At 46.7% G+C, this 24,768-nt stretch carries 16 protein-coding genes; 10 read left to right on the forward strand and 6 right to left on the reverse strand.

Going from position 1 to position 24,768, the window contains the following annotated elements; all coding sequences use genetic code 11:
• Positions 1-235: 235 nt before the first annotated feature.
• The 3 genes from H6F74_RS22220 (at position 236) to H6F74_RS22230 (ending at position 4,078) form a co-directional block, all read left to right on the forward strand.
• Entirely contained in the window at positions 236-1,807 is a 1,572-nt protein-coding gene (locus H6F74_RS22220) for a photosystem II high light acclimation radical SAM protein (protein WP_190444325.1), read from the forward strand.
• Positions 1,808-1,924: 117 nt separating this feature from the next.
• Positions 1,925-3,343: a DICT sensory domain-containing protein gene (locus tag H6F74_RS22225; RefSeq protein ID WP_190444326.1), complete on the forward strand. Its 1,419-nt coding sequence runs from the start codon at positions 1,925-1,927 to the stop codon at positions 3,341-3,343.
• A gap of 93 nt (positions 3,344-3,436) precedes the next feature.
• A complete protein-coding gene (locus H6F74_RS22230; RefSeq protein ID WP_190444327.1) occupies positions 3,437-4,078 on the forward strand; it encodes a pentapeptide repeat-containing protein in 642 nt (213 codons plus the stop codon).
• A 147-nt stretch (positions 4,079-4,225) separates the two neighbouring features.
• Here the strand turns inward: H6F74_RS22230 and H6F74_RS22235 are convergent, their stop codons facing one another.
• Positions 4,226-5,065, reverse strand: coding sequence for a type II CAAX endopeptidase family protein (locus tag H6F74_RS22235; protein WP_199301497.1), 840 nt, complete (start codon positions 5,063-5,065; stop codon positions 4,226-4,228).
• Positions 5,066-5,083: 18 nt separating this feature from the next.
• The gene (gene clpS, locus H6F74_RS22240) at positions 5,084-5,365 is read right to left on the reverse strand and encodes an ATP-dependent Clp protease adapter ClpS (protein ID WP_190424767.1); all 282 of its coding nucleotides are present in this window, start codon (positions 5,363-5,365) and stop codon (positions 5,084-5,086) included.
• A 287-nt stretch (positions 5,366-5,652) separates the two neighbouring features.
• Between clpS and H6F74_RS22245 the strand changes: the two genes are divergently transcribed.
• On the forward strand, positions 5,653-6,555 hold the full coding sequence (locus tag H6F74_RS22245; protein WP_190444355.1) for an alpha/beta fold hydrolase: 903 nt from the start codon (positions 5,653-5,655) through the stop codon (positions 6,553-6,555).
• Between the two features lie 62 nt (positions 6,556-6,617).
• On the opposite strand, the gene H6F74_RS22250 is transcribed toward H6F74_RS22245, so the two are convergent.
• On the reverse strand, positions 6,618-11,135 hold the full coding sequence (locus H6F74_RS22250; RefSeq protein WP_190444328.1) for a CHAT domain-containing protein: 4,518 nt from the start codon (positions 11,133-11,135) through the stop codon (positions 6,618-6,620).
• Positions 11,136-11,661: 526 nt separating this feature from the next.
• Here H6F74_RS22250 and H6F74_RS22255 point away from each other — a divergent pair.
• A complete protein-coding gene (locus tag H6F74_RS22255) occupies positions 11,662-11,826 on the forward strand; it encodes a hypothetical protein (RefSeq protein WP_190444329.1) in 165 nt (54 codons plus the stop codon).
• Between the two features lie 41 nt (positions 11,827-11,867).
• Here the strand turns inward: H6F74_RS22255 and H6F74_RS22260 are convergent, their stop codons facing one another.
• Entirely contained in the window at positions 11,868-16,415 is a 4,548-nt protein-coding gene (locus H6F74_RS22260) for a CHAT domain-containing protein (RefSeq protein WP_190444330.1), read from the reverse strand.
• A 112-nt stretch (positions 16,416-16,527) separates the two neighbouring features.
• Entirely contained in the window at positions 16,528-18,297 is a 1,770-nt protein-coding gene (locus tag H6F74_RS22265) for a tetratricopeptide repeat protein (protein WP_190444331.1), read from the reverse strand.
• A gap of 680 nt (positions 18,298-18,977) precedes the next feature.
• Between H6F74_RS22265 and H6F74_RS22270 the strand changes: the two genes are divergently transcribed.
• The 3 genes from H6F74_RS22270 to H6F74_RS22280 all read left to right on the forward strand — a co-directional run bounded on the left by H6F74_RS22270 (position 18,978) and on the right by H6F74_RS22280 (position 20,860).
• Entirely contained in the window at positions 18,978-19,772 is a 795-nt protein-coding gene (locus tag H6F74_RS22270) for a DUF2993 domain-containing protein (RefSeq protein ID WP_190444332.1), read from the forward strand.
• A gap of 65 nt (positions 19,773-19,837) precedes the next feature.
• On the forward strand, positions 19,838-20,482 hold the full coding sequence (locus H6F74_RS22275) for a MotA/TolQ/ExbB proton channel family protein (RefSeq protein WP_190444333.1): 645 nt from the start codon (positions 19,838-19,840) through the stop codon (positions 20,480-20,482).
• A 30-nt stretch (positions 20,483-20,512) separates the two neighbouring features.
• The gene (locus H6F74_RS22280; protein WP_190444334.1) at positions 20,513-20,860 is read left to right on the forward strand and encodes a VOC family protein; all 348 of its coding nucleotides are present in this window, start codon (positions 20,513-20,515) and stop codon (positions 20,858-20,860) included.
• Between the two features lie 20 nt (positions 20,861-20,880).
• On the opposite strand, the gene H6F74_RS22285 is transcribed toward H6F74_RS22280, so the two are convergent.
• A complete protein-coding gene (locus H6F74_RS22285; protein WP_190444335.1) occupies positions 20,881-21,441 on the reverse strand; it encodes a Uma2 family endonuclease in 561 nt (186 codons plus the stop codon).
• Between the two features lie 112 nt (positions 21,442-21,553).
• Between H6F74_RS22285 and H6F74_RS22290 the strand changes: the two genes are divergently transcribed.
• Positions 21,554-22,831, forward strand: a complete 1,278-nt coding sequence (locus H6F74_RS22290; RefSeq protein WP_190444336.1) for an amino acid permease — start codon at positions 21,554-21,556, stop codon at positions 22,829-22,831.
• A gap of 131 nt (positions 22,832-22,962) precedes the next feature.
• Complete coding sequence (locus H6F74_RS22295; RefSeq protein ID WP_190444337.1) at positions 22,963-24,627, forward strand: IS1182 family transposase; 1,665 nt, start codon at positions 22,963-22,965, stop codon at positions 24,625-24,627.
• Positions 24,628-24,768 lie beyond the last annotated feature (141 nt).

Below are 24,768 nucleotides of genomic sequence, written 5' to 3' on the forward strand. Positions count from 1 at the left end.
TAAACAGATTTCAGAAACTTAATAGCTCAATAGTGCTGCTGTAGCCGATGATACTGGGCTAAAAATGGCTTCTTAAGCCGCTGTAGTAGGCAAAAATACCAAAAATGGCTCAAATCTCGATCAAGTCTTAGTCAAAATAATTCTTGAGAACGTTCTGGGAAAGCGAGAAGCTTTCTTAGACGGCATCCGTTAGCCAAGTTTGAATAGTCGTGAATCTGAATACAAAGAAAAAATAATGGAAAATCGAATTCTCTACGTCCGCCTACCCTGCAATCCCATCTTTCCAATTGGGGTTGTGTACTTAGCAGATCACGTACACAAACTGTTCCCAAACGTACAACAACGGATATTTGACTTGGGAACAGTACCGCCTTTAGATTTCGCCAGTGCGCTAGATACCTGCGTGGATGAATTCAAACCAACACTGTTAGTCTATTCCTGGCGCGATATTCAGATTTACGCGCCGGTAGGAGGCAGAGGTGGCAACCCACTGCAAAACGCTTTTGAATTTTACTATGCCCCAAATCCCTTAGTGAGATTGCGGGGAGCATTGGGCGGCTTGCGAGTGACGACGGCATACTACACCGAACTTTGGCGCAACCAGGGATTAATTAAACGGGGGCTGAAACGCGCTCAGAAATACAACCCAAACGCTCAAACTGTTGTCGGTGGCGGTGCTGTCAGCGTGTTTTACGAACAACTGAGTAAAAGCTTACCAACGGGGACAATAGTTTCAGTAGGTGAAGGCGAGGCGTTGCTGGAAAAAATGCTTCGAGGGCAAGAATTCCGGGATGAACGGTGTTATGTGGTGGGAGAGACAAAGCCACGCGATCGCATGATCCACGAAAGCCCCACTTCCATCGAAAAAACCGCCTGCAACTACGACTACATCGAAACCATCTGGCCTGAATTTCAATATTACCTGCAAGACGAAGATTTCTATGTTGGCGTGCAGACAAAACGCGGCTGTCCGCACAACTGCTGCTACTGCATTTACACCGTCATCGAAGGTAAGCAAGTACGCATCAACCCAGCGGATGAAGTTGTAGCCGAAATGCAACAACTTTATAACCGAGGTATCCGTAACTTCTGGTTTACCGATGCTCAATTTATCCCAGCCCGGAAATTCATCGACGATGCCGTTGAACTATTGCAAAAAATCATCGATGCCGGGATGAAAGATATACATTGGGCAGCTTACATTCGGGCAGACAACCTGACACCAGAATTATGCGACCTGATGGTGAAAACAGGGATGAACTACTTTGAAATCGGCATCACGAGCGGTTCTCAGGAACTGGTGAGGAAAATGCGAATGGGCTATAACCTCCGCACAGTATTAGAAAACTGCCGCGACTTAAAAGCAGCTGGATTCAACGATCTAGTATCTGTCAATTACTCATTTAACGTAATTGACGAAACTCATGAAACTATTCGCCAAACCGTTGCCTATCACCGGGAACTAGAGAAAATTTTTGGTGAAGATAAAGTCGAACCAGCCATCTTCTTTATAGGACTGCAACCGCACACCCATTTAGAAGAATACGCTTTCAAAAATGATATCCTCAAGCCAGGATATAACCCCATGAGCATAATGCCGTGGACAGCCAAAAAACTGCTGTGGAATCCAGAACCCCTTGGCTCATTCTTCGGTGAAGTTTGCCTCCAAGCATGGCAACAAAATCCCAACGACTTCGGACGCGAAGTTATGAAGATTTTAGAACAAAGACTTGGATGTGCAGACTTGGAATCAGCCCTGGCTGCACCAATTGAGCCAAAGCCGAAACAGCTGGCAACAGTCTCCTAAAATATACTGGGGCAGGCATATTGCCCACCCCACAAAACCTCAAAATCTCTCCCTCTCTTTTGTCTATATTTAGCGCACTCTGCGCCGGAAGCGGTTAGTTTAACAAAAGTCCAAACCATGTTAGAAGGCTCAATTCTCCAACAGCTAGAAGCAGCCCACAAAACGGGCAAAAGACCAATAAGATTTGGGGTGTACTACAAAAACACCCTAGTATCCTTGTGCCATGCCCTGGAAGACCACATTTTAACTGAGGACAGTTTACCTCTAGTAATCGCAGCCTTCCAGCGGGGGAAATGGTATCTGCAAGAAGCGGATCGCTATGGAGAAATAGCACAAAAGGCGGGTCAGATTGTGATCATGGCGGCAGGGGAAGCGGGTTTTAAAGAACACCCCACCAGCCAGATGCCCAACGTGGCATTAGTGGGTTTAGATCCAGCCGATCCGGTAGCTGAAGAATGGCACCTGATCATAATTTCGCCTACATACACAGCAATGGTGCTTTGTCAAGAACTGTCTGCGGAAGATTATGGTACAGCAGGACAACCAGCGTCAGACTTAGAGCGCAAATTTTATGGATTATGGACATTTGAGCCAGAGTTAGTAAAAGAGACAGTAGATTTAGCGATCGCGCACATCGCCCCCTACGATCCAGAACTTGAGAAAAAACTACTCGCCACAAGAGACAAAATTAATCCATCTTTAGGTTCACCAGAGCAGCTAAGCGCGGTTGTGTCTCGCGTGGTAGATTATCTCCAAGATGGGCAAGAGGACATATCTACAGGCGAGCATTCAAATATCCCTACAGGTTCTCGCCAACAAGCGCTGGATCGCAACTTGCTTGCCAACGAAGTCCAAGCATTTCTACGAATGGCGCAGCTGATGGATATGGCGGATGTCACTAACCCAATGGCAGCTGCTGAAGTCGTGGCGCTCTCCGAAATGATGGGACAGATTCTAGACTTACCTGCTTGGCAGATGAAGCGTCTGCGCCTTGCGGGGTTGCTGCACCGCATCGATCCTTTGCAGGGGGCGGAAAGTATTTTGGAACCCAGTATGTCGAGTATGTCGAGGAGTTACGACGATGAAGCACCGAGTTGTCCCCTGACTTGTCCTTTGGTGCAGGGGGCGCAAGCGTTGCGAACCATGCCACAATTACGGGCAGTGGCTCAAATCGTCACTCACCAGTCTGAATGGTGGAATGGTATGGGAACGCCTGCGGGGTTAGCTGGGGATGAAATTCCCTTGGAATCGAGGATTTTAGCGCTATTAGCAGATTTTCAGTGGCGATTAGCTAAAGCTAGAAAATCTCATCCTGACAGTGAAGAGAATTTGTCCAAAGCTTTAGATGCGTGCAGGCAAAAACAAGGCGATCGCTTCGATCCCAAACTTGTTGAAACTCTATCTCTGTTAGTCATGGGTATGCAGCAGGGTTTGATTCTACCAGTTACCCCAACTAAAGTAACAACGGCAATGTGGCTGTTAGATGCTAACTTGTATAGCGGTACAACTACACAACCCAACCGCGTTGCAAATTAGGGCAAAAGGTAAAAATACATCAAGCTAATGGCTAATAGTATTAAAACAACAATTAGCTATCCTTCAATCCTTCAATCCTTCAAATAGGAATCAATGGACATCGAAGCAATTCGCTTAGGCAAACTCAAGCAACTACCAGGTGCAGATTTAGAAGACGAAGACCTCTCTAGCGTCGATTTGCGGGGGATTAATCTCGCTGGTGCTAATCTCGTCGGTACAAATTTTAGTGGCTCAAATTTAGAACGCGCCCGTCTAGATGGCGCTAATTTAATCGAGAGTCTTTTAGCAGGGACAGATTTGCGGGCTAACTTGTTGGGCGCTAACTTGATGCAAGCTGACTTAACTGGTGCTGACTTGCGGGGAAGCAACCTGCGGGGCGCGAATTTGATGGGAACTAAGCTAACTCAAGCGTCTTTTGCTGGTGCTTTCTTAAGCGGCGCTAACTTGATGAGCGTGAATTTGCAGGGGGTAGATTTACGCAGTGCTGATTTGCGAGGCGTAAACTTGAGCGGTGCTAATCTCCAAGGTGCAGATTTGAGTCAAGCAGATTTGCGAGGTGCTTTGCTTACTGATGCAAATTTGGAAGAAGCCGACTTAAGGGGTGCAAATCTCGCTGGTGCTAATTTGTCAGGAGCAAATCTGCTTTGTGCTGAGTTAGATGGTGTTAATTTGACTGGAGTGAATTTGGAAAGAGCGTGTTTGGTTGGTACATCTGCGGCGCAAATGGTTTTTTAACCTCTTTCTTGGCATAAATTCTGGTATAAATTTCCGGTGCTAATTTTAATGAAAGTAGCGGCGGAACTGCATTACCAACTTGGGTGCGGTTAAGTTACAAAATACACAATTATCGGGGAATGTTTGCTATCAGAAAAGCGCGATCGCTCAAGAGGAGATTTTTGGCGATCGCGATCGCATCCTCATCAACAACGCCAAAACCCCCAAAAACATCAACCCCATCGCCCCAGCCAAAGGATTCTTATCAACACCAGTAATCCAGTCAGAAACCCGACCAGAATATTGCACCATTTGCCCTACATTAATGATGTAATATCCCCAAACCATACCAGCGTGCAGGCCAATCGATAAACCGAGGCGACCTTTGCTCCCACGCTTCGCCCACACTAGCGTTAAACCAAACAATATCAACCCCGGAAACCCAGGTAAAGTCCGCAAAATCTCCGCTGGCGGCTTCAGAAAGTGCAGCAAGGCAAATATTAAAACATCTGCCCATAGAACTACGCCAGGGCGATAATCCCGTTCCAGTTCATCCAGCAGCCAGCCCCGAAATACCAATTCCTCTGCCAAACCAATACCCAAAGCGCTAGCTAAACCTTCGACAACCAACCTGGGTAAAACAACTGTGGGACTTTGCCAAACCAGCCAACCCAACAGCCCCTCCAGCCAAAACAAACTGAAGGTAATAATCACACCAACACCAAGCCCAGATAAAATCTCTAATCCGTTTCGTCGGGTTCCTTGCAAACCATAGCTTCGTAGCAAATTGGACTGCTGATAGACATTCTGACCCCAAAACCTCAGCAGCAACAGAAACTCGACGAACAACAGCCCCATAGTCAGGATAGTGGCCAAGTTACTATCCTTGACAAATATGTAAATTGGTGCTGCTAGAGGCAACCAGATTGAGAGCAAGCTTAGGACAAATAAGCCCAGCCGCACGGGCGCTGGATACTGGGCTAAACGGACGAGGTTTAATTTAAACAACCTTTGCCTCTTAAGCCGCTACTCGTCTGGTTCAATTGTGCTGGTCAGACCGTGATTTTTCAAAGTTTCGCAATAAAACTCCGCGTGTTCCTGGGCGCAGGTAATTACTAAGGCAAGCCCGTTAGTGTGAGCTTCCATCATAATGCTGACGGCCTGAGGTTGCGTGATATTTGGCACCGTCGTTATCAATATCTGCACCACGTACTCCATTGGGTTGAAGTCATCATTATGGAGCAACACACGATAACGAGGCGCGAGTTTACGGACTGTTGAACGCTTTTCTACAGTTTCGACAGACACTGCTCTCCCCTCTTTTGTGTTATTTACAGTTATCTACAAGTCAGCAATTTTACTTGAAATCTCCTTTTTTCTGCCCCAGCAGCGATGCGAAGAGAGTGCGTAAGCGTTGCGAACGAGCTTGCGACTACCGCTTCTGGGTTGGATCATTCAAGGCAAACTTTAAGATTTGATCGCTGCTTTTTTTATATTACTCAACACTCGCAAAATCTGCTATCTCAATGCCCAAAACCACTAAACCCTTCGTCCAAGCTAAAATAAAGAAGTTAACATTACTTAATATTATCCTAATGCAGGCAACCCCAGCGGCTTCTACTGCCCCCATCCCTGGCACTTATTGGCAATGGCGAGGGCAGTCCATTTATTATGTGAAGGCGGGACAACGGCACCCCGAACGCCCACCGCTGTTATTGATTCATGGCTTTGGTGCCTCCACAGACCATTGGCGCAAGAATATTACTGGACTTAGTAAAGATTTTGAAGTTTGGGCAATTGACTTGCTAGGCTTCGGACGTTCCGCCAAACCGGAATGGCAGTACAGCAGTGACTTATGGCGCGACCAGCTGCATGATTTCATTACCAGCGTCATTGGTCAACCTGCTGTAGTGGCAGGGAACTCTTTAGGCGGCTATGCGGCGTTGTGTGTGGCAGCTCAATGTCCGGAGCAGGCGGCGGGTTTAGTATTGCTCAATAGTGCTGGCCCGTTTACAGTTAAAGATCCTGCCCCCGAACCTCATCCCTTTCAAAAAGTGCTGGGTGAGGCAACGCAATCAATTTTTCAGCAACCGTGGGCAAGTTTTCTGCTGTTTCAGTACGTGCGGCAACGCTCGGTGATTCGCAATACGCTAGAGAAAGTTTATCTCGACAAGAGTGCGATTACAGAGCAGTTGATAGACGAAATATATCGTCCTTCCTGTGACGATGGTGCTGTGCAAGTGTTTGCCTCGGTATTTAGAACCTCCCAAGGCGAAAAAGTTGATGTTTTATTACAGCAGCTGCGCTGTCCGTTGTTAATGCTCTGGGGAGAAGCAGACCCTTGGATAAATGCTAAAGAGAGGTCAGAGAAGTTTCGCAAATTCTACCCTCAACTGACAGAGCATTTTCTGCGGGCGGGTCATTGTCCCCATGATGAGGTGCCAGAACAGGTGAATGCGCTGATTCGCGACTGGGGATTAAACAATGTTGAGTGTTGAATGTTGAGTTTTGAGTTTGTCAAGAAATTTTCTTAATTGAAAACTCAAAACTCAAAACTCTATTACCAGGGATTCCCAATTATGGTGAAAGCTGCCCAGTAATAGGGATGCGCGAGACTTTTACTTCCTGGTCTTGACAGTTCTGGAGGTAGCACCATATTTCCCTTGAGAGTAACCATTTGATTGCCCTCAATGCGTATTTTCCCATTGAGCATCGCTATCTGCGCCTCTCGTAATGCCTGGGCTTTGGTGGGGGTTTTTTTCAATTGTTCGTAGAAGTTGCTCATCAGTCCCAGTGTTCCGGCATCGTTGACGTACCATAGACTGCCCAGTGCCGACTTTACGCCTGCCTGAATAGCTAAGCCAGCAAAGCCCATCTCTGCTTCTTCGCTGCCTAGTGCTGTCCGACAGGCACTCAGCACTAATAACTCCACCGGCGGATCGTTCCAGCCCATTTGTCGCAGTTGGTCTAATCGAAGTTTTGTGTCCCACAGCTGAATGTAAGATTTGCTGGGGGGGCCAAACTCAAATTCGGCATGGGTTGCCAAGTGGACGATGGCAAAGGGCTGCGAACTGCTGCGCTGCGACTTGAGATTGTTTAGGGTGAAGGTATCGTTTAGGAAGGACTTGCCCTCCCAAAGATTTGGTGTAATGGTAGCCAACTCCAGAGGTACTGCTGGTAAGGGGCTGTTGTTGGGGAATTTCGCCATTCCCATTGCCAGGACTTGAGCGTTTCTGATGTCTTTGTGTGTGGTATCGGTGAGGCTGAGACTGGGCATCATCCCGACGCTGTAGTTCTGCACGAGAAACTTTTGACCATCGTGGAGAGCAGCCATAGGGATAGAGCGTAAGCCTGTATCTGGGATAAAGACCAGATTCTGGATACCTTGCTGTTGTAAATCGGCGGCGATGGGTGCTATCAGCCACTTATAGAGTTGTTGGGCTGGAGCTAGGTAGCCGTTCTGTTTTCGGGGGTTAATGACTTGGGAGCGGAATTTATTGGCAATGTTGAGAACTTGAGATCGCATTGTCCCATCAACCCGCTTGCGAATTGGTACACCATCTGATGTCACCACCATTAATTCCAGCTGGTCATTATCATGCACAGTCCGAATTTGAGTTTCTGTGCTAGGGGAACCAGAGTGTTGCTGGGTTTCTGGTTTCTTTGACTGTTGCTCCTGTACCGTGTTTGTCCCATTGGGTGCAGCCGTCTGAGGGACAAAAGCTATATATATGAGTGCAGGCTTAACCCCAGTTGCTTGCTGAATTTTTTGTAGATTTGCCTGGGCATCTGCCAGTGTTGTAATTCGAGGTTGAGCGTCCAGCCCTAAATATTGCTCAAATTGCCGCGTATAGGATTCATCAAGCGCAGAAATTGAGTCTCCACTTCTATCTGAAACTGATGGCGCGTTTGCCTGTACCGATTGTTTCGGTGATGAATTAGCCTCTTGGGAAGAGTTGAGAGGGCGGTTTGCCTGATCTGTTTTACCATCGCCGGAGCTTGCTTGACCATCGCCGGAGCTTGCTTGACCATCTCCGGAGCTTGCTTGACCATCTCCGGAGCTTGCTTGACCATCTCCGGAGCTTGCTTGACCATCTCCGGAGCTGGCGCGATCGCTGCCAGCGTCAGTTTTGCTACCTCCGGAGCTTGGTTTGTTGGTAGTCGTGCCACCAGTACCGCTACCACTGTTACTACCCGTGCCGCCAGTGCTTCCCGTGCCACCATTAGAGCTGTCTGTACTGCTGCCACTACCTTGGTTGCCGCCCGTGCTGCCACTACCTTGGTTGCCACCTGTGTTGCCCGTGCCACCTGTGTCACCACCTGTGTCACCACCTGTGCTGCCTCCGCCCGACGGGTTTTGGTTGCCCCCCGGTGGGTTTTGGTTTCCGCCCGTGCTGCCACCTGTGTTCCCTGTATTGCCGCCTGTATCCCCACCAGGCGGTGGGTTTTGGTTGCCGCCCGTGTTCCCTGTGCTACCGCCCGTGTTGCCGCCCGTGTTCCCTGTATTGCCGCCTGTATCCCCACCAGGCGGTGGGTTTTGGTTGCCGCCCGTGTTGCCGCCCGTGTTCCCTGTATTGCCGCCTGTATCCCCACTAGGCGGTGGGTTTTGGTTTCCACCTGTGTTCCCTGTGCTGCCACCTGTGTTGCCTGTATTGCCGCCTGTATCCCCACCAGGCGGTGGGTTTTGGTTGCCGCCTGTGTTCCCTGTGCTACCGCCCGTGTTGCCGCCCGTGTTCCCTGTATTGCCGCCTGTATCCCCACCAGGCGGTGGGTTTTGGTTGCCGCCTGTGTTCCCTGTGCTACCGCCCGTGTTGCCTGTATCCCCACCAGGCGGTGGGTTTTGGTTGCCGCCTGTGTTCCCTGTGCTACCGCCCGTGTTGCCTGTGCTACCGCCCGTATTCCCACCAGGCGGTGGGTTTTGGTTGCCGCCTGTGTTCCCTGTGTTGCCTGTGTTACCTGTATTGGTATTAGTACCTGTTGTTGGTCTTACGTTAGCCGAAGCTGCCGCATCACCCGGCCCCTGCTCAGACTGATCTATAGTTTTATGTGTAATGTTTCCAGAGGCGGTGAGATTCACAGCACCCGAATCACCCGGTCCCTGCTCGCTTGCATCTAAGTTGCCGACGTTAATGTTGCCGCCAGTTGACAAAACCGTTATTGAACCAGCATTGCCGTCGGCTTTATCTGCTGTCGTTATATCGCCTGCGGTAATGTTGCTTCTGGCAGTTAAATTTACAGAACCTGCATTACCGGGGCCTTGATCGCTTGTGATTATATTCCCGGCGATGATGTTGCCTGAGCTGGATGTCAAAGATACACCTCCAGCATTGCCTTGGCTCTTAGCTGAAGTATCTATATTTCCAACAGTTACACCTGTTGCTCCTGAAATTGATACAGTTCTACCCTCGGCAACAATGGTGTCTCCTCGATCCATAGAAAACGCTCCACCCGCAGTAAAGACGATCCTTCCTGTGCCAGGGTCAAAGGTCAAAGCGTTGTCTGTTAATTTCTCGATTGTAATATTGTTACTAGCTTGTAGACTTATGTTGGTACTGCCAGAAATACCCTCTAGTTCTGACTCGTAGATGATTGTAGGCCCGGGGTCGCCAGAGAGTATGCGAGCAGTAGTGCCGGAAGGATCGCCTGCAAATGTGTTCGTTCCGTCCGCCGCACCGTCCTCGCTGCCGCTCTTGATTGTGATGTCTACTGGATCTAGTAGCAAGGTTCCCATAGTACCTTTCGGTGCTTGGGTATCAACTGCGCCTTTGAAATTCAGGTTTACCTTGCCTGATACTTCGACAAAGCCACCATTACCTGAGTTATCGCCACCACGGGCGCTGATGTTGCCAAAAAACTCTGTAGCTTGATCTGCCCAGACGATGACACGCCCACCGTCTCCGTTAAGAAGAGTGTTGGCATTAATTGTAGAGGTGCTATCAATGTAGGTGCGTTCGGCGTTTGGTGCTGTACCTTTACCTTGATAGTCGCCGCCGATTAACACGCTTCCACCGCCATTTGTGCCAGAGGCGTTTATATTTGCACCTACCAGCCCAACTTGGTTGCCTAGAACTTGCACTTTGCCGCCAGTTTGTCCGGAAACATTGAGATTGCCGGAGGCGATCGCTACTCCTGGTTCTGCGGGAATGCTAATGTTAGAACCTGTTAGCACCACTTGACCGCTGCTATTGACTTTTAGCCCTGTGGCATTAACCCCACCGCCTCCAGTTAACAACTGGGGAAGCGAGGGGGCTACCGAGGGAGATGGGGCGATGGGAACAGACGGGGGAAGCGGTTGAACTTCTAAACTCAGTACATTCCCTGGTTTGCTCAGACGTACCATGTTTTCACCTGGTACGGCTGTCACGGTGATATTACCCTCTGGGGCTGTCAGGGTTCCTGTGTTTACTACAGTGCCGCCCAGTAATGCTATATCTTTTCCTAGTGGTACGCTCAACTGCCCTGCGTTGACAATCGCACCGGGTTGAGAGTTGGTGAAGGCAAAGGCGTTGGGATTCCCATTCAGGGCTGCGTAGTTATTATTACCATATGCACTTAACCAGCTGTTGCCAAAGCCTATTCCTGTGGCAGTGGTAGCGGTAAAGCTGGCTGGGACATTCAGGCTTGCTCCTGAGCCAAATACAATTCCTGCTGGGTTCATCAGGAAGAGGTTGGCGTTGCCATTTGTTACCTGTATAACCCCGTTAATTACGGAAGCGTTGCCACCTGTGACGCGACCTAGTATATTTTGAATTCCTGGTAGCGATATAAAATTGGCAATTTGGTTCGCATCCAGACCAAACTGCGTAAAGCTGTGGAAAAGGTTCGTTTGATCGTTGGAAAGTTTACCGCCTGTGATATCAAAGCGATCGCCATTGGTATTGACTTGGGTGCCAGTGTCCGCATCCGGTACTATCGGTGGTGGCTGTGCGATCGCCAAATTTGTCCCCATAGGGCTGTTTACAGGCACAAAGCTCAACGCTAAAGGCAAAATTAGGTATCTTAGCCCTTTTCCTGTTTCCTTCCCTACTTGATTTTTGGCTTTCAGCAACAAGCTGATTGAGCAAACACCGACTTTCATCTTACTAATTCCTGCAAAGAAACACCCGACTCGTTTCAGAATCTGGAACTGTTACCCCAACGGCTTGCGGGTAGCAGGAAACCAGAAATTTGGTAAGATTGCACCGAGTCTTTCTGGCACTATTAGGTAGTAGATGGCTGGTAAACTTTTAATTAGCTGCCAGAGAGATGATACTATCTCTCTTGTTTTCCAGACTATCGTGCGAAAGCATCCTAACCATATTTTTAACATATTAATCTTAATAAGATGTGTTACTATAGTTTTACTTATTTAGGTATATACACTTAGGAAGATATAGATTTCCTAAAGTAAGTGGATATAACTTTAAAATATGTATTTACTAAAATTAAGTTGCTTTAGAGATGTCCCCTTCCAGACCTGTATCTGGGGGTTGCCAAACTTCCTCAAGGTCGCTGTCACCAGGGATAGGGAAAAATTATACTTCCCACCTTGCTTAGTTTAGGCTGCTTGGTTGTCCGTACCAACGGTAATTATACTGACTATTTATTGTCGGCGCAACTATCCTTTGGTAGAACTATCAGCGCCTGAGCCTAAATTTGATGTTGACTGGGGATTGGGGACTTCTGTGATTCAACCACGCCGAGTGTCGCCAGCACTCAAGACAAATAATTCGGAGATTCGACTGGCTAGAATTCTAGCCAACCGCGATCGCTTTCTCCAGGGGAAATAGCGATCGCGCGAGTAGCGCCCGGTATTTACAAAATTCCGCCCCTACCAAGGGTTCCCAATCATTGTAAAAGCTGCCCAGTAGTAGGGATGCTCAAAGTTTTCGTCTCCCCCAGAAACAAGAGACGTTGGCAAAGGGAAGTTGCCATTAGAAGTGCGAATTTGACCACCCTCAAGGCGTACTTGCCCTTTGAGCATTGCCAGCTGAGTCCTACGTAGCGCTTCTGCTTTAATCGGGGCTTTTTTCAATTCCTCGTAAAAGTTACTCATCAGCCCCAAAGTACCTTCATCTGACACGTACCATAAAGAAGCTAGCGCTGATTTCACTCCAGCTTGCACTGCTAATCCCGCAAAGCCTAACTCTGCTTGTTCATCTCCCAAAGCTGTACGACAGGCGCTTAGCACTAATAATTCTACTGGGGGATCGTTCCAGCCGAGTTGCCGCATCTGGTCTAATCGCAGCTGAGTGTCCCAAAGCTGGATGTAGGAGTTGCTGGGAGCGCCTGGTTTAAATTCTGCGTGAGTGCCTAAGTGTACAATTCCGAAGGGTTGTTTTTGGCGCTGTGTCTTGAGATTATTTAGGGTGAAGGCTTCGTTCAGGAAAAATTTGCCTGGCCACAGAGTATCAGCGACGATGGATAATTCTGCTGGAACTGCTGGTAAGGGGTTTTGCGTGGTAAATTTGGCAGCACCCATTGCCAAAACTTGGGAATTTTTGATGTCGCGGTAACGAGTATCGGTGAGACTGAGACTCGGCATCAAGCCGACGCTGTATTTTTCTATCAGAAATCCTTTACCATCGTGGAGGGCGGCGACGGGTAGACTTCGCAACCCGGCATCCATGAGAAATACTAGATTATTTATTTTGCGATCGCCTAAATCTCCTTCCAAAGGTGCGATCAGCCACTGATAGAGTTGCTGGGAAGATTTCAGGTAGCTGCGCGTTCTCAGAGGTTTGGTCAGTTCGCCACGAAATTCTTGGGCGAATTTGAGAACTTTACCTCGCGTTGCTCCTGCTATTCTCCGGCGAATTGGTGGTTTCTTGGCTGTCACAATCAAGATTTCCAGTTGGTCGCTATCCTGTGACAGGGTATTTTCTGCGCCCGTTGTTGCAACTGCCTGGGGTACAAAAGTTACATATACTAGGGCAGGTTTAATGCCTGTGGCTTCCTCAATTTCGGCAGTAATTTCCCGCGCCTCGTCTAAGCTGGCAAGTCGAGTATCGGCAATTGCTCCCAAATATTGTTGAAATTGCAGCGTGAAACCTTGGTCAATTTGTGCAAAAAACGGGTCAATTTCAACAGACGCAAGTTGAATAATCGGTTGTAGTTGGGTAAGGGGTTGTTCCTGGGGTGGTGATAAATCTCTAGACAGTCGCCTTGGTGTTGGTAATGGTGTTGGTACAGGTGTTGGTGGTGGTGGTGGTGGTGGCGGTACAGGTGTTGGTGGCGGCGGCGGCGGTGGTGGCGGTACAGGTGTTGGTGGCGGCGGCGGCGGGGGTAGCTGAGAAACATTGATGGAAAGCTGTAGTGGTGCGGAGAAGGAAACGCGATCGCTGGCGCTAATCGTCAAAGCATTAATCTGACCAATAACCCCTACTGGCGGCGTGTAAACTAAAACGTCGTTAACAGACAAAACCGTACCAGGGACAATTGGCGTGCCATCTTGTCTTGTTAGCGTTCCCCCATTAATTGCATCCAGACGTACTGAGGTAAAGTCATTATTTGTATCGTTCACTCCTGTACTTAAATCTGCCAATGTGAAGGTAATTGACTGATTTTGTTGCACTTCTGGTAGCAGGGAATTTGCTGTTATTGTCGGTGCTTGGTTGATGAAGGTGATTCTGATACCATTGACGGTGGGATCGCCGACATCAAAGGTGTTGTCATTGGGAATCAAAGTATTGACATTCGGAATGGTTTGTGTAGGCGAAATTATCTGACCGTTCCCACTACTTCCACCCGTATCAATAGAGCCTGCTGTACCGTTATTCGTCGCATCACCGACGATAAATCTAAAATTATCTCGCCCTCCATTGTGTTGAATTGCCACAGATCCGCCTTGAGCTGATCCCGGAGCAAATTGGCTAAATGCCTGAGTCTGAATGGTAGCACCACTGTCGAGTAGCCCGGTTCCTTGAACAACTCCGGAAGCCGTGATAATTACATCTCCACCTATAGTATCTCCACCATCTACATCTGTAGCTTGGGTGTTTATGGTTGTAAACCTAACATTGTTTCCCGCATCTAAAGTTACAGCGCCACCTGTAATATCAAACCCTGTAATTGAGGTATCAATAGCCCCAGTTTCTATATTGCCTGTAGCAGTATTGCCTGTAGCCGTTAAGCTCACTGCACCACTGGTATCCCTATCGCCAGAAGTAGTAATATTGCCTGTAAAAATGTTGCCGTTGGTGGCATCAATATTTACGTTTCCACCATCACCATTTTCACCAAAAGCAGTAATGTTGCCTGTAAGAATGTTGCTGTTGGTGGCATTAATAGTTACATCTCCACCATTGCCAGGACTACCAGAAGTAATAATGTCATCTGTAGTAATGTTGCCGCTGGTGGCATTGAGGAGAACATTGCCAGGATTACCATAAAAACCAGAAGTGTCGAGAGTGCCTGTGGCGATCGCGCCGCTGTTGTTGATGATTGAAATTGGCCCACCTTGGATGTCATCTGTAGTAATGTCGCCGTTGGTAGCAGTAATGGTAATAGGAGCGTCCTCAAAGCCAGTAGTGGAATCTAATATGCCAGTCTCGATCCCGCCGTTGTTGTTGGTGATTGAAATTGGCCCACCTCGTGTGATGACATCATCTATAAGAATGTTGCCGTTGGTGGCATTAATGAGAAGACTACCACCAAAACCACCGTAGAAAGGAGCGGTGTTGATAGTGCCAGTAGCGATCGCGCCGTTGCGACTGGTGAGTTGAAGATCCCCCGCACCTGTTTGGATATTTCCTAAAGTCAGACTTGCTCCGGTAATTAATAAATTTGCCTCATTACTATTGATGGCGTTTGCTGGATTCATTACAAACGAACCCACACCATCTAGATCGGCATCAGCAAGAAAAGTAATTGATGTAGCCTGCCCAAAGTCAAAGTTCAGAGTGCCGTCAGTCGTAAGATTATCAATTGTGATATTGTTAGTCGCTTGCAAAATCACATCGCCAAAGTTAACTGCTTGCTCCAGTGCAGTTTCCGAGATAATGAAATCAGCCGGAGGGGTATCATTAAAAAGAATTTGACCATCTGCTAATTGAGCATCTTGCGCTCCCGGCCCCGCACTTTGATCCGTAACCCTGATATTCACTGGATCGAGTAGCAAGGTGCCTGCACTGCCTTTATCAGCACTCGTATCCACCTTCCCTGTAAAACTTAAACCCTGCTTACCCGACACTTCCACAAACCCGCCGTCGCCGGAATTGCTGCCGCCACGGGCGCTGATGTTGCCATGAAATTCTGTTGCATCGTCTGCCCAAACGATGACGCGCCCCCCATTGCCATTGATTTTGCTATCGGCATTAATTGCCGAGTCTTTACTGACATAAGTTCTAGAGGCATTCGGCACCGTCCCTTTACCTTGATAGTCGCCGCCTATTAGCACCGTTCCCCCGCCGGAGTTCCCGGAAGCGTTGATATTGGCACCAACTAACCCCACTTTGTCGCCCAAAACCTGCACTTTGCCGCCAGTGTCGCCTTGCACGTCTGCGCTGCCAGATACAATCGCTGTACCTGGATCTGTCGGTATCCCAATGCCAGATCCTGCGAGTACCACCTGACCGTTGCTGTTGACTTTTACGCCTGTGGCGTTACTAATATCTCCACCCGTCAGCATCTGAGCTAAGGATGAATCTGCCGCCTTTTGCGTCGCTGGAACCTCTATACTTAGTAAATTTCCTGGTTGAGCAATCCGCACTAATCCACCGGGAACCGCTGCTACGGTGATATTTCCCCCTGGTGCTGCGAGTCGCCCGGTATTAACTACCACACCACTAAGTAAGGTGAGGTTTTGATTTTTTCCTACCGCCAAGTCGCCACCATTGACTATTGCACTCGCTTGAGTAGCACTCAGATTAAAAAGGCTGGGAGTTCCCGATAAATCTGCATAATTATTGTTACCAATAGCATTAAACCAATTGTTGTTACCAAAGCCGATGCTAGTGGCGGTCGTGGCGGTGAAAGAAGCAGGCACGTTTAATCTGGCGTTGTTGCCAAATATAATGCCTGCGGGATTCATCAGATAAAGGTTGGAATTGCCGCCAATGACTTGAATTAAACCATTAATTCTAGAGGCATCTCCTCCCACAACCCGCCCTAAAATATTCTGAATGTTTTGGTTGGTGAGAAAGTTGGCGGTTTGAGCGGAATTTAGGTCAAATTGGTTAAAGCTGTGAAAGAGATTATCTCCTTGTCCTGAGAGTTTACCGCCGCTGATGTCTAAGCGCTCGCCTGCTACGTTGACAATGGTTCCAGTGCCATCAGCAGCTGGGACAATGGGTTGCGCGATCGCTTGTTTTATTCTTATAACTCCCACAAAAGGCAATATTACCAGCAACCATTTTATTCTTTTTGCTACCAGTTTCATGTTGCTCTCACTTTCACGGCTACTAAATACAGAATGATTTTTATTTATTCTGGTTATTTAATATTGTTATTTTTATAGGATTATCTATCGTGTGAAATACTTTAATGCTCATCTAATGACATATTTTCTGTAGTAAAACTTGGTGACATTGATGAAGAACTTTAACTTTGCTAGAAAAAACTGAAATAAAAGCGTCTATAGCAACTTTTGGATTTTGCACGTTACTTTCGGGAAATACAAAATCATAATCATCAAAAATGATAATACCGCCAACCTTGACCAGTCTCCAACTTAAAACGGCATCTTCAAGGACATCGCTGGCTATATGTGAACCGTCAATGTAAACAACATCATAGGGTTCTAGCGATAACGAGCGCAGTATTTCCTGAGACTTACCTACTATTTTGCATACTTTTTCCGGATAGTCTGTTCGACTGATGTTATAGTTAAATTTGCTTTCGATGGATCTTAAATAACTTGGTTCGTACCGACTCTGTTCTAAACTTCCCTCGAAGGTATCTATACAAGTAATCTTACTATAATCTTGAATTAAGAGATTGTCTACAAACCAACAAGTAGACCTTCCTTCCCAACTTCCGATTTCTAAGATATTTAATCCAGAAAGCTGAGAAAGATGTATTAAATATTTTTGCCAAATATCAAGATTTATGGAGAACCAATCGGTAGTAAATTCGTAACCTTTCGATATAGTATGAAGTTGATAGCGTGCGGGAGCAAATTCGGGGTTAATTTCCAGCGACTTTTGGTAACAAGTTAAAGCTTCATTAAGCTTACCTTGCCTAGAGAAAGTGATTCCCAGGTTAAAATGTGCTTCTGCGAGGAGATTATGCGATCGCTTGTAATTCTCCACATCCCCTTGCACAAGAAACAAATTAGCCGCTTTGTGTAAATCCTCAATTGCGGCTAGATGTTCGCCCATCCTCAAACGGGCATTACCTCGATTATTGTAAGCTTGGGCAAAGTTAGGGGTTCGTAGCAATGCTTGAGAATAGTCTGCGATCGCGCCTGGGTAATCTCCGAGATCAAAGCGTGTCACACCTCGGTTGCTGTAAGCTTCAGTAAAGTTAGAATTAAACTGTAACGCCTGAGTGTAATCCTCAATTGCTCCTTGGCGATCGCCCAATCTAGATCGGACATTACCTCGATTGTAATAAGCAACAGCATCATCAGGATGAAGCCGCAACATTTGACTACAATTCTCCAAAATTCTTTGATTATAAATTTGCCAAATTTTCTGCCCAACTACAAGTCTTTCCTGGTGGTGTTGTCTGTAGGTTTGCGCCTCGTGCTGTCTCCAATGAATTACCTTATCGGTGACAGAAATACCTGTTTGACGAGTTAGAAACAAACCCAAAAATAAAGTTCCGGTTGTTAGATATTCGGTTTGCACCATTTGGAGAAGCCTAGGTAATTCTTCAACCCAGTCTCCCACTTTTAAACTAAAGCAAGGAGGGCAAAATTTTAGATTGGCAACAGCTTCCTGAAATAAATCAGTTCCCTGGCTTTTGTAAATTGGGGAAGGTTCATCTCGGAATTGCCCAATAACAGCCGTGTAAGGTAATTGCAATGATGAGTTGAGAAAATCTGGCAGACACTCTTGCGCCTCATCATCGCCATCTAGAATAAATACTTGCTGTACGTTTTCTCTCTTGGCATCAATCAAAGCTTGTATGAGAGTAGAAGTTGGCCCCCGATGCTCTAAACGTCTGATTTGGCATCGATTTTTAACCGATTTCAAATCCGGAAAATCGTGGCTACCGTCATCGTATACAACGATTTCAAAATCTCCCTTTATCGACCTTATAGCCGACTCTAAATAGGGATAGCTGGGATCGTAGTAGCGAATAATTATTCTGGTCATATATTTGATATTTTTATTGTTAAGTTTCTCGTTCCCAGGTCAGCATGGGAACGAAATTTAAGGAGGCTATGCCTCCCCTTCTAGTAACAAAGCTCAAGACAAGAATAGATAAGGCAGATCCTCATTTATAGCATTCCGAGGGTTAGCCTGGGAACGAAAAAAAGTGGATGAAACTGTGAAGCCAATTAACTTATTTGCTTGACGTATGGATGCAAGTATGGTATTAATTTAAATCATCATTACTAACAATCGTGCCAGTAATGTCAGCAGGTGAGATAATTTATTGCGCCTGCTAAACTTGGCGCAGATAAAGAGGCTATTAGCGACAGCCAAGCGACAAGCCCCTGATTCTCAACTTTTGCTCTCTACCTTTTTCGGAAAAGACTGCACCAAGGTAAATTTTGCGGTTATAGGTGGTGATGAGTGAGGAATTCAGTATATAAATGGGTATAGTTTCCCATTGTTTGCCCGTAGCGATCGCTACCTTATTGAGAAAATACCGCCCTTATTGATTTAACTAATCGCAGAAGTCAGAAAATTATATATATTTTGACATTTTAAGGCTGATAACCTTGATACATAAGCGCTTTAGCACCCTTTAGCGCTTTTTTCTCGATTGCACATTCCTTAATATTTTGTTACAAACAAGAGAGTAAGCACTCTCGCGGACGTTAAACTTTATGTTAGGCGGCCTTACTGGTTTCACCAACAATACAGGCACGGATTGGGGAGAACGCCTTCTCAATACAGTAGCCAGCAAGACAATTCGCCACTTGTTTACCCAGAGTGAGTCTGTAGAAGTTGCTGTTCGCTGCTATCCCTCCAGCAAACTTCTACAAGGAAGTATTGACAGTTTCAAGATGAATGGCAGTGGTCTGGTAATTCGCCGCGAGTTTCGCGCCCAGGAGGTCTCTTTTGAGACAGATGCCGTCTCAATTGACTTCAGCGGTCTAATGAACGGTAAGATTCTGCTCAAGCAGCCCACCCAAGCGGTTGCCCAAGTAACGCTATCAGAAGCAGATATCAACCAATCCTTCCAAGCGGAACTGGTAAAAAAGCGGCTACAAAATCTTGAAACACCTGAATTGACAGAATTATCTGGCGGCCAGCCTGTATCCTTTAGCGAAGTAAACGTACAGCTGCTACCCAATAACCAAGTGCAAATTTTTGCCCAAGCAGATTTAGGCGAAAAAGGAATGGTGCCAGTCAGCATGACGGCAACCCTAGCAGCGGAAAGGCGGCGGCGCGTTCGTTTTAAAGATGCAAAATTTCAATCTGAAGCGGTGCCTGAATCGTTAAGGGATATTTCTGATACCTTGACAAAGGTATTCTCTGAGATTTTAGATAACATGGTCGATCTGGATCGCTTTAATCTCGATGGTGTAACGCTGCGAATCAATCGCCTGGAAACACAAGGGGAAACGCTAGTTTTCAGCGGTTACGCCCAAATCGAGCGCGTTCCAAATAATCCCTAATCTTAGCTAATGGCTAATGGCTCTTAAACAATTAGCGATTAGCACTCAGCCATTAGCTAATTTTTATGTCAGTCCTGCGTCTATTTTTTCTTGGTGGGGTGGTCATGTTGCCGCTTCTGGGATTCTCTATCCTGGCAGTGGCATTGATTTTAGAAAGGATTTTTTTTTGGCAGCAGCTTATCATCCGCCAAAATCGTTTCGTGCGCGAAGTTTTGGCGCTGTACCGCAGTAATCCGCAGCCTGCCGATGTCAGGGCGCAAGCGATCGCAATTTTACAGCAAAATGCAGATTTACCGATGGCGCGGATATTTCTGGCAGCTTTGGAATTAGAAAAGCCTACCCCAGAAGACTTTCGACTGGCTTTAGAAAGTGCCGCTCAAGCAGAGTTGCCCTTGCTGAAGCGTTTTAATACAGTGTTTGATACGATTATCAGCCTTGCCCCGTTGTTAGGCCTTTTGGGGACAGTTTTAGGGTTGATTAACTCTTTTGCCTCTCTGAGATTGGGAGATGTAGGAGGTACTCAAACCGCAGATGTCACAGCCGGAATTAGCGAGGCTTTAATTTCCACAGCATTTGGGCTGATAGTGGCTATCTTTACGCTGCTATTTGCCAATACGTTTCGCGGGTTATATCAGCGACAACTTGCCTTTATTCAGCAGTATGGAGGTCAGCTAGAATTGCTGTATCGTCACGGCTACGGGCTGCGCTAGAAACTTCGGTCTTGCGGGATCATAAACCAGATGCTGAAAACTGCCATACCCAAATTCGCGGCGACTGACATTGAAAAAGCTATCAATTTTTATGAGCAACAGCTTGGGTTTACAACGCTTTTTAACTATGGCGATTATGCAGGCTTGAAACGCGACGCTGTCGAAATACATCTTTGGCAGTGTAAGGACAAATACATTGCAGAAAATACTGCCTGCCGTATCAATGTTGAGGGAATTGAGACGTTATATGAAGAATATAAATTTGCTAAAGTTATTCACCCACATGGAACATTGGCAACGCAATCTTGGGGATTGAAAGAGTTCACAATTCTCGACTTGGACGGCAACGCCATTACATTTTCCGAACCAGTTAGTTAAGTGACGACAGTTTCCAGCAATTATCCCAGCACTTCATCTACAGTAAAAATAACGTCAGGAAAAGCTTGCACAGATAGGGTTTGACCTCGTTGGTACTTCAGAATTTCTTGGTAGCCATTGGGTGAGGGCTGTCGGTATACTTCCAAACATTCCTTTTTGATATCTACCAGCCAAACTTCTCTAATGTTGTATTCAGCATAAAGGGGGATTTTCACTTCACGGTCAGTTTCAACTGTAGTATCGGCAACTTCAACTAACAAAAATATATCCTCTGATTGAGGATGTCCCCCTGCATAAAAATCATCGCGCAGTTGCAGCAATGTCAAATCGGGTTGAGGTTCAGAATTGTCTTCTAATTCCACCGGATCTTGAGCATCGACTAAAGCGCGATCGCCCAAGCGTTGAGAAAAAAGTCTGATCAATCTCCTCACGCAAGCTGCATGAAACCTGCCAATAGGCGACATTTCTACAATTTCTCCTCGGATTAGTTCCACTCGGTCGTCTTCTGTGAGAATACCCGATGCCGCCATCTGGTGATATTGTGCTACTGTAAATTTCCGCCGGAGTAGCTCAACAGACATCACAACTTCCCCATAACAACACTCAATTAATCATTATTAGCGATCGCTATGACAACCCAGCCTTAACCTGTGGGTAGTAACATATCGGTAGTTTTTACCTGGGAGATGGCTTGTGTCTGCTAGAACCTCACCCCCACAGCTGCAACGAGAGTTAGGGGTTTTAGGCGCAACCATGATGGGCTTAGGTTCGATTGTCGGTACTGGGGTATTTGTCAGTATCGGCATTGCAGCCGGAATCGCTGGCCCTGCGGTAATTTTAGCAATGGCGATCGCTGCTCTTATAGCAACCTGCAACGGTCTTAACAGCGCTCAACTAGCTGCAAATCATGCTGTCAGTGGTGGAACCTACGAATATGGCTACAAGTACCTAACTCCGAGTTTGGGGTTCACCGCAGGTTGGATGTTTCTCTTGGCAAAGACTGCTTCGGCGGCTACTGCTGCTTTGGGTTTTGCCAGTTACTTGTTGAATGCTACTGGTTTGTACGGGCGAGGATTTCTCATTCCCACGGCTCTAGCGGCTGTAGTTATTTTTACCTTAATTGTTCTTGGTGGCATCCGTCGCTCTAATGTCACCAATATTGCAATAGTATCGGTAACGCTACTATCTTTAACTTTCTTTATCTTTGCTTGTCTGCCGAGTGCGATCGCGAACCGCGCAGAAAATCTCACTCCCTTTTTCATCGGTTCCCCAGCGACGGTACTAGAAGTGACTGCGCTGATGTTTGTCGCCTACACAGGTTATGGACGCATTGCCACAATGGGGGAGGAAGCGCGGGAACCCAGAAAGACGATTCCCAAGGCGATGATTGTGACCCTGGTATTGACAATGCTGCTTTATATAGCAGTGGCGGCGGTTGGTATTGCCGCAGTAGGGTCTAATGTTTTGGGTAATACTACTAACCAGTCAGCACCGCTTGAGGCAGCAATTCGCAACGTGGGGAGTGCGGGTGGTGCTGCAATCTTAAGTATCGGTGCCATGACTGCCATGTTGGGCGTGTTACTTAACCTGATTTTAGGCTTATCTCGCGTGTTGCTGGCGATGGGACGGCGGCGGGATGCACCTAGAGTTTTGGCGCGTTTGAACCCGCAAGGAACGACACCGAATTTGGCAGTGCTGGTTGTCGGAATTGCGATCGCGCTTTTGGTGCTAGTTGGTAATGTTAAAACAACCTGGTCGTTCAGCGCCTTTAACGTTTTGATTTACTATGCAATTACAAATTTGGCAGCATGGCAACTGCCAAATAATCAGCGACTCTATCCCAAATGGTTAGCCATATTAGGTTTAGTATCTTGTCTATTCCTCGCTTTTTGGGTAGATCCGCAAATTTGGCAAATCGGTCTAGGATTAATTCTCGCTGGACTAATTTGGCACAAAATAAGGCAGTTTTAAATGATTCGTAAAAGCGAGATACCCGACTTCTTAAAGGATACCGCTGGCGAATAGGGGGTAGCACCCCTCAGCAGGGGTGAAATCCAGAAGAAAGAAGATACTAACAGTAGAGTTAGCCACATCCTCTGGATATGACACTGCATCCAAAAAATCATTGGGAAGTCCCAAAAGAAACAGCACGAGTAGCGCGGGCCTCGTTTGCGAAGGGAAACGTTTACATAAAAATGTACGACGAACTAGGAACGATATACTCTGACAGTGATTTTTTGGAGTTATTCCCAGCGCGGTGCGGAAAATCAGCAATATCGCCAGCGAAGCTAGCATTAATCACACTCATGCAATTTGGGGAGGGACTAAGCGATAGCCAAGCGGCAGATGCAGTCCGGAGTCGAATTGATTGGAAATACGTACTAGGCCTAGATTTAACAGATTCAGGATTTGACTCAAGTGTGTTGAGTGAGTTCCGAAATCGATTATGTGAGCAGGGATCAGCGAACAAACTGTTAGATTTAATGGTATTGCGCTTTCAAGAAAAAAATCTAATCAAATCAAGAGGCAAGCAGCGAACCGACTCGACGCAAGTAATAGCAGCAATCCGTCAAGTGAATCGTTTAGAGCTGGTAGGAGAAACATTAAGAGCAGCCCTCAACGAAATTGCCACAGTTACCCCGGAATGGTTAAAAACAATCATTAGTCAGGATTGGTATGAGCGTTACAGTTGGCGCTTTGATGATTACCGCTTACCAAAAAAGAAAAACGAGCGGGAAGAAATGGCGCAGCAAATTGGGTTAGATGGGCATTATTTATTAGACCAGGTTTGGCGGATAAATGATCAAGGATTAGGGGTGCGACATCTGTGGAGTGTTGAAGTCCTCAGGCGGGTGTGGATACAACAGTATACATTGCTCAATGAGCAATTGGTTTGGCGAACTCCTGACTCTACTGGCTTGCCACCGAATTCAATTTGTATTGAATCCCCCTATGATATTGAAGCTAGAAATAGTAGCAAAAGGGGGATGAATTGGACAGGATATAAAGTCCACTTCACCGAAACCTGCGATCAGAAAAGCCCTAACTTAATTACAAATGTAGAAACAACACCTGCAACCACTCCAGATGGGGAAGTGACATCAACTGTTCATCAAAAGCTAGCTGATAAAAACCTGCTCCCAAATGAGCATTTTGCCGATGCCGCCTATGTTGATGCCTATCAGTTGGTTGAAAGTCATCAAGATTATCAAGTTTCGCTGATTGGCCCAGTGGCTGTTGATACCAGTTGGCAAGCCAAGTCCCAAACGGGTTTTGATGTCTCTACTTTTATCATTGATTGGGAGCAGCAAATTGTTCAATGTCCTCAAGGGCATTTGAGTCGGTTATGGCGCTCCTCTGATGACACCAATGGCAATCCCTTGGTTGAGGTTGTGTTTGACCGCCAGACTTGTGGAGCTTGTAATGTTAGGCATAATTGTACTTCATCTTCTAGGGCACCCAGAAAATTGAAGCTGAGACCTCAGGCTGAATATGAGGCGCTTGCTGCACGTCGAATTGAACAACTTTCAATAGAATTTAAGCGAGCTTACGCTTGTCGTGCGGGAATTGAGGGCACTATTTCCCAGGCAGTGCGTAGATTTGATTTACGACGAACTCGGTATTTGGGACTGGCGAAAACCCATTTGCACAATGTTGCTACGGCTTGTGCCATCAATTTAAGCCGTTTTTTTGCCTCATCAAATCATTATGCTAAAGCTCAAACTCGCCAAAGTGCTTTGGCTGCATTACGCTTTCAGTCGGCTTAATTAATTGCTTGTTTGACATCTAAATCTGGGTAGTCCTAAAGATGTAAGGATAGGAGAAATACAGTTCCATCAGAAGCTCTATGTCTGATTCCCAACCAACTTGCCCCGTTTGTCAGTCAACTCACGTCGTCAAAAACGGCA

The sequence above is a fragment of the Trichocoleus sp. FACHB-90 genome (assembly GCF_014695505.1).
Taxonomy (GTDB): domain Bacteria; phylum Cyanobacteriota; class Cyanobacteriia; order Cyanobacteriales; family FACHB-T130; genus Funiculus; species Funiculus sociatus.

Bases quoted from the DNA above. Each gene is read 5' to 3' on its own strand.
- H6F74_RS22220 (WP_190444325.1), top strand. From the start codon at position 236: ATGGAAAATCGAATTCTCTACGTCCGCCTACCCTGCAATCCCATCTTT.
- H6F74_RS22225 (WP_190444326.1), top strand. From the start codon at position 1,925: ATGTTAGAAGGCTCAATTCTCCAACAGCTAGAAGCAGCCCACAAAACG.
- H6F74_RS22230 (WP_190444327.1), top strand. From the start codon at position 3,437: ATGGACATCGAAGCAATTCGCTTAGGCAAACTCAAGCAACTACCAGGT.
- H6F74_RS22245 (WP_190444355.1), top strand. From the start codon at position 5,653: ATGCAGGCAACCCCAGCGGCTTCTACTGCCCCCATCCCTGGCACTTAT.
- H6F74_RS22250 (WP_190444328.1), bottom strand. From the start codon at position 11,135: ATGAAAGTCGGTGTTTGCTCAATCAGCTTGTTGCTGAAAGCCAAAAAT.
- H6F74_RS22260 (WP_190444330.1), bottom strand. From the start codon at position 16,415: ATGAAACTGGTAGCAAAAAGAATAAAATGGTTGCTGGTAATATTGCCT.
- H6F74_RS22265 (WP_190444331.1), bottom strand. From the start codon at position 18,297: ATGACCAGAATAATTATTCGCTACTACGATCCCAGCTATCCCTATTTA.
- H6F74_RS22270 (WP_190444332.1), top strand. From the start codon at position 18,978: ATGTTAGGCGGCCTTACTGGTTTCACCAACAATACAGGCACGGATTGG.
- H6F74_RS22275 (WP_190444333.1), top strand. From the start codon at position 19,838: ATGTCAGTCCTGCGTCTATTTTTTCTTGGTGGGGTGGTCATGTTGCCG.
- H6F74_RS22280 (WP_190444334.1), top strand. From the start codon at position 20,513: ATGCTGAAAACTGCCATACCCAAATTCGCGGCGACTGACATTGAAAAA.
- H6F74_RS22285 (WP_190444335.1), bottom strand. From the start codon at position 21,441: ATGTCTGTTGAGCTACTCCGGCGGAAATTTACAGTAGCACAATATCAC.
- H6F74_RS22295 (WP_190444337.1), top strand. From the start codon at position 22,963: ATGACACTGCATCCAAAAAATCATTGGGAAGTCCCAAAAGAAACAGCA.